The sequence below is a fragment of the Helicobacter rappini genome, from assembly GCF_900198625.1.
In the GTDB taxonomy this organism is placed as follows: Bacteria; Campylobacterota; Campylobacteria; order Campylobacterales; family Helicobacteraceae; genus Helicobacter_A; species Helicobacter_A rappini.
In genome coordinates this window covers 2,340-7,965 of the sequence record NZ_FZPK01000065.1, presented here as the reverse complement: position 1 = coordinate 7,965, position 5,626 = coordinate 2,340, and the positions used below count along the sequence as shown (strand labels likewise).

The following is a 5,626-nucleotide window of genomic DNA, read 5'->3' as shown; positions in this document are numbered from 1 at the left end:
CCACCCAAATTCAGCACAGATTCTAGAAACTTTATTTTTATACCCTAAATCCTAGCCTACTTAAGTGTAACTACAGATTTGCGAGTGCATGGATTTGATTATTTTTTTACCATAAGCATTGCAAATCACTCAAAAAATACAAAAAGATTTATAGAGAACACTAACCTCACATACTATTTACATTAGCGGCAATTGAGACTTTTTAGAATCTCTCCATTAAATCCATCTTTTTGTAAATATTGCACAATCTCTTCTTCATAGAGTGGGGCAGCAAGTATAATACACTCAATATCTTCATAAGTTTCCTTGCATGGCTTTGCTACAACTATCTTTGAGTTTTGTAGATATTTGCCATGTTTTCTTGTATCTAGGTCATAACAGCATACAATTTTTACTCTATTCTCTAAAGTAAGAAAACTTAATAAAGAATTTCCATGCGCACCAGCTCCATATAATGCTATGCGTTTATATTTCGAGATTGCGATATTAAGCTTTTGTATCGCATTTTGCATTATCGTATATGTATTTTTGGGTAGCATAGCTGGTGTATAGTCTTTTGCATTTTGTGGTGTTTTCTTCTTAAAAAATAGTCCTAAATGCTGATTTCTATAAAGCATAAGCGTGTCAATATGCTCACACCCCATTGCATTAAAAATATTAATCAATGTAGATTGTTGATAATATCCGCAGTGATCATGGAAGATTTCATAGAATCTTGCATTTTCAAAAAACTCTCTTATATTAGGCACTTCTACATAGATAATACCATCTTGTGCGATTAGCTTTACCACATCTTCTAAAAACTCTCGTGGTGTATCAATGTGTTCTAGCAAATGTCTAAAGACAATGCAGTGAATTTCGTGTTTAATGTGTTTTTGCATAGAAGCTAAATTAAAAAAATCTTGTATATGTAAGTGATTTGTAGTTTTTGCAAACTCAAGGGATACAAGAGATGGGTCAATGGTGTATAAAAATTCGCAATGTTTTGCAAGCTCCATGGCTAAATCGCCACTTCCGGGGGCTATCTCAATGAGATTTACCCCCCCCCCCCCATAGTAGTAGCACCATTAATAGCGGCACAATGCGATATAATGGCATTTTTAATATTCTGTATAGAAGTATTCATAGAAGTTGAAACAATTTTTCTCGACATATAGCCACTTTTTTGATACTCTTTCCACATAGATTCCCTATCAAAACTTGCGTTAAAGACAAAGCCGCATTCAAAGCATTGCACTAAATCCATCTTAGCCTTATCACATGCATAGTCTTCATTTGTGCAATCCGTGGTTACTGAATCTAATCTGCCACATGACACAAAAGTATTGTGATGACTAAAAACAGGTTGAAATTGAGAATTTTTGAAACACATTGGACATTTCATGTTATTTCCTTGTATTGAAATCGATTGCATATACACTACACAATATTGCCAAGCATTATAGTTATACTTTGTGCGGTTTGTATAAATGATTTGCGTTGTTTTATCTTTCAGTGTTTAAGCAAGATTTAGTGAAAGTATTGCAATCAACATTTCAAAATACAATTTAAACATTACTTTTTTTCCATTTTTGTTTATTATATGGATTTTTCGTAACATTTTTATTTAAAAATTTATTTTTTTGTTTATACTCATAAAAGTTTGTAATTTTAGATGGAAGGACTAGTTATGAATGAAGTGGTTGAAGCAGGACAATGGGCGCAAAACTACATGCCAGTTGCTGATAATATTTGGCTAAGTGGTTTTGTAGCGTTGCTGCCTATTTTATTATTTTTGGCATGTCTTGTATGGTTTAAGTTAAAGGGTTGGCTTGCAGCAAGTCTTACCGTTGGGCTTAGTGCGGTTATTGCCTTTGCTGTGTATGGTATGCCTTTAAATATGGTGGTTATGAGCTTTGTGCAAGGGTTTTTGACTGGACTTTGGCCTATTGCGTGGATTATCATCGCTGCGATATTCTTGTATAAAATCGCTGTGAAAACCGGCTATTTTGAGATTCTAAAAGAGAGTGTAATCGCTGTTACACCAGACCAAAGATTGCAAGTTATTTTAATCGCATTTTGCTTTGGTGCGTTTTTAGAAGGGGCTATTGGCTTTGGTGGTCCTGTGGCTATTACTGCGGCATTGCTTGTTGGCTTAGGGCTTCGTCCTTTGTATGCAGCGGGTTTATGTATGATTGCAAATACTGCACCAGTTGCCTTTGGGGCGGTTGGGATTCCAATCACTGCACTTGCAAAAGCAGTAGGACTTGATGCAGGGGATATTGCGGCTATGGTGGGGAGAATGCTTCCACCTTTAACGCTTTTTGTGCCATTTTTCATTGTATTTCTTATGAGTGGATTTAAAGGGGTGAAAGAGACTTTTCCAGCAGTTTTTGTAGCAGCAGTAACTTTTGCGGGTGTGCAGTATTGGAGTTCTAATCACTTAGGACCAGAATTGCCTGATATTATCTCTGCTATTGCGGCAATTGGGGTTACTTCTGTATTCTTAAAGTTTTGGCAACCAGCAAATATTGAAAGAGCTGAAAATAACACAGAATCTAGCATTGTCGCAAAGCAGTATCCACTCTCGCAAATAATCCTTGCATGGATGCCTTTTATCCTTTTGGTTCTTACAATCGGCTTGTGGCAAATGCCATTTTTTGCAGATTTATTTAAACCCGGAAATGCACTAGCTAACACAAATATTGTATGGGCTATACCCGGTCTTGATCAGCTTATTATACAACAAGCCCCTATTGTTACAAATCCAACAGCACTTGGGGCGGATTGGAAATGGCTTATTATCCAAAATCCGGGCACTGCAATCTTACTTGCTGCATTACTTAGCATTATCGTGCTTCGTGCGAATGCAACACAAGTTATAGAATCTGCAAGTGAGACTATTAAAGAAATGTCTATCCCAGTGCTTACCATTGGACTTGTATTAGCCTTTGCTATCATCTCTAAAAATAGCGGTCAAGCTGCTACAATGGGATTAGCCCTAGCTCACACTGGCTCACTCTTCCCATTCTTCTCACCTTTTATTGGTTGGGTAGGGGTATTCTTAACCGGTAGTGATACAAGCTCAAATCTACTCTTTGGTCCATTGCAACAAGTTACTGCCAAAGCCCTTGATATGCCTGAAGTGCTTTTCATGGCGGCAAATACGGTTGGCGGTGTCGTAGGTAAGATGATAAGCCCACAAAGCATAGCTATCGCATGTGCTGCAGTTGGGCTTGTAGGTAGGGAATCTGAACTCTTTAGATTCACTCTTAAATACTCCATTGGCTTTGTCGTGTTTATCGGTATATGGACTGCAATCATTGCATACATAATACCGGGCATTATTGTTGGCTAAAACTCATGCTTGGACTTATTATAAGTCCTTGCAAAAAGTTTGTAAAAGATTCTAAAAAAGCAGTATTTTTTGAAATATAAGGTATCATTTCAAAAAATACATAGCAAAGAAACTACATGAGTGTATTAAAAGCAGAAAATCTAAGTAAATCTATCAAAAAAACAAGAATTGTAGAAAGCATTACACTTGAAGTGCATAGCGGCGAGGTCGTTGGATTGCTTGGTCCAAATGGTGCGGGTAAAACAACGACTTTTTATATGATTTGTGGTTTGCTTGAACCAAGTGGTGGCAAGGTATTTTTAGACAATAGTGATATTTCTGCAAAGCCCCTGCATGAGAGAAGTCATTTAGGCATTGGCTATTTGCCGCAAGAATCTAGCATTTTTAAGGATTTAAGTGTAGAAGATAATCTTTTATTAGCCGCTCAAAGTGCCTTTAAAAGCAAAAAAGAGCAAGAAAATCGCATTGAAGTCATGCTAGAAGCCTTTAATATTGAAACAATCAGGGATAGAAAAGGTGTAAGCCTTAGTGGTGGCGAGAGAAGACGCGTAGAGATTGCTAGGGCTTTGATTAAGAATCCTAAATTTATCTTGCTTGATGAGCCATTTGCTGGTGTAGATCCTATCGCTGTGCTTGACATTCAAAAGATTATACAAACTTTAGTGGAAATGGATATTGGCGTATTAATCACTGATCATAATGTCCGCGAAACGCTTGGGGTATGCCATCGTGCTTATGTGATTAAAAGTGGTGCGTTATTTGCAAGTGGCAAGGCTGAAGAGATTTATGAGAATCCTTTGGTGAGAAAATACTACTTAGGCGAAAATTTTAAAGCATAAAGATTCTATAAATAAGGAAAAAGATGAACGAATTAAGACATTTAGCAGTCGTTATGGATGGCAATAGACGATGGGCTAGAAAGAATGGAATCCTAGAGAAAATAGGCTATTTGCACGGGGCAAATACGATACAAAAAGTGATTGAAGTCTGCATTGAAGAAGGCATTAAACACTTAACACTTTTTGCTTTTAGCACAGAAAATTGGCAGCGACCACAAGAAGAGATTGACTATCTTTTTAAGCTATTGAAAAAATATCTCGATGAAAGCCTTGAGAGATTCTTAAGTAATGATGTGAGATTTAGAGCGATTGGACAGCTAGACAAACTTAGCCAAGATTTACGCAAAGATATTGCAAACTTTGAAGAGCAAACAAAGCATTGCAAAACTTTATGTGTGAATGTCGCTATATCTTATGGGGCAAAAGATGAGATTGTGCGTGCGGTTAAAAGAGTGGTGGATAAGAAGTTAGAGATTACAGAAGAAAATATCAGTGCAAACCTTGATATTAGCGAAGATGTAGATCTATTGCTTCGTGTTGGCAGTGCTTCAAGAATCTCAAACTTTTTATTATGGCAATGTGCGTATGCAGAGATATTTTTCAGCAAAACACTTTTTCCGGGTTTAACTAAAAAGGAATGCAAAAGAATTATTGATGATTTTAAACAGAGAGAGAGAACTTTTGGGAAGTAATTTAGTAGCTAAAATAAGCAAGTTGCTAACAGATAAATATAAAAATTATGCTCATTCAATGCTTTTTTGTTATATAGCTTTTTTATGATTAACGCTATGTAAATATCATAAATATAAATGAAATAAAAGATTTTAGGGTAGATAGATTCTAGATTTTATTGCGATATTTTGGTGTATTGCGAAATAAAGTATTATCAAGGTGCGTTAAATAACACCTTGATTTTCTAGGGATATATTCTCTCCCTGTTTGAAGATTTCAATCATGAAACTCAAAGTCTAAATCCAAGAAGCTTCTTTTGTGCTGACCCTTATTGTTAGCACAAAGGCATATCGTTTATAACCCAATTAAGTGAGTCTTCAAAACCCAAACGATTATCTCAAAGCATAAACATATCTTAAAAAAGACCTCCAAATCATACCAACCCTTAATTAGCATAATTGACATGTTGTTTATGGTTTAATAGGCGTTTTCCTAACATAAACAACAGCATTATAAGACACAATAAAAGACTATGTCTTAAATTATCTATCCCAACTCTCAATACCATATTCACGCACAAGAGCGCCATATCCTTGACTAAGCAGTGCAGTCTTAATTTTCTCAAACTCTGCCTTATCTGCTTGATTATGTGTAGCTTTCAATGCTTTTGCCTTTCGTGCTAACTCTCTTGCATGTGCCGCATCTCTAATTGTCATAATAGACTCCTTAATTAAAAAAATCTGCCAAATCTGGCATGTCGGCATTCTACAAAAAAAAA

The 5,626-nt window shown here is 36.1% G+C and carries 6 protein-coding genes; 3 read left to right on the top strand and 3 right to left on the bottom strand.

Annotated features, from left to right (window positions below; all coding sequences use genetic code 11):
• Positions 1-182: 182 nt before the first annotated feature.
• Both C6H17_RS11055 and C6H17_RS11050 read right to left on the bottom strand, forming a co-directional pair.
• Positions 183-998, bottom strand: a complete 816-nt coding sequence (locus C6H17_RS11055) for a methyltransferase domain-containing protein (protein ID WP_051355140.1) — start codon at positions 996-998, stop codon at positions 183-185.
• Positions 999-1,036: 38 nt separating this feature from the next.
• Positions 1,037-1,384, bottom strand: coding sequence for a hypothetical protein (locus tag C6H17_RS11050; RefSeq protein WP_051355134.1), 348 nt, complete (start codon positions 1,382-1,384; stop codon positions 1,037-1,039).
• 285 nt (positions 1,385-1,669) lie between these two features.
• On the opposite strand from C6H17_RS11050, the gene C6H17_RS11045 reads away from it, so the two are divergent.
• The 3 genes from C6H17_RS11045 to uppS all read left to right on the top strand — a co-directional run bounded on the left by C6H17_RS11045 (position 1,670) and on the right by uppS (position 4,868).
• Complete coding sequence (locus C6H17_RS11045; RefSeq protein WP_020995919.1) at positions 1,670-3,337, top strand: lactate permease LctP family transporter; 1,668 nt, start codon at positions 1,670-1,672, stop codon at positions 3,335-3,337.
• A gap of 116 nt (positions 3,338-3,453) precedes the next feature.
• Positions 3,454-4,176: an LPS export ABC transporter ATP-binding protein gene (lptB, locus tag C6H17_RS11040; protein ID WP_005218076.1), complete on the top strand. Its 723-nt coding sequence runs from the start codon at positions 3,454-3,456 to the stop codon at positions 4,174-4,176.
• Positions 4,177-4,199: 23 nt separating this feature from the next.
• Positions 4,200-4,868: a polyprenyl diphosphate synthase gene (uppS, locus tag C6H17_RS11035; protein WP_005218077.1), complete on the top strand. Its 669-nt coding sequence runs from the start codon at positions 4,200-4,202 to the stop codon at positions 4,866-4,868.
• A gap of 522 nt (positions 4,869-5,390) precedes the next feature.
• On the opposite strand, the gene C6H17_RS12610 is transcribed toward uppS, so the two are convergent.
• Positions 5,391-5,564: a hypothetical protein gene (locus C6H17_RS12610; protein ID WP_020995918.1), complete on the bottom strand. Its 174-nt coding sequence runs from the start codon at positions 5,562-5,564 to the stop codon at positions 5,391-5,393.
• Positions 5,565-5,626: the final 62 nt, after the last annotated feature.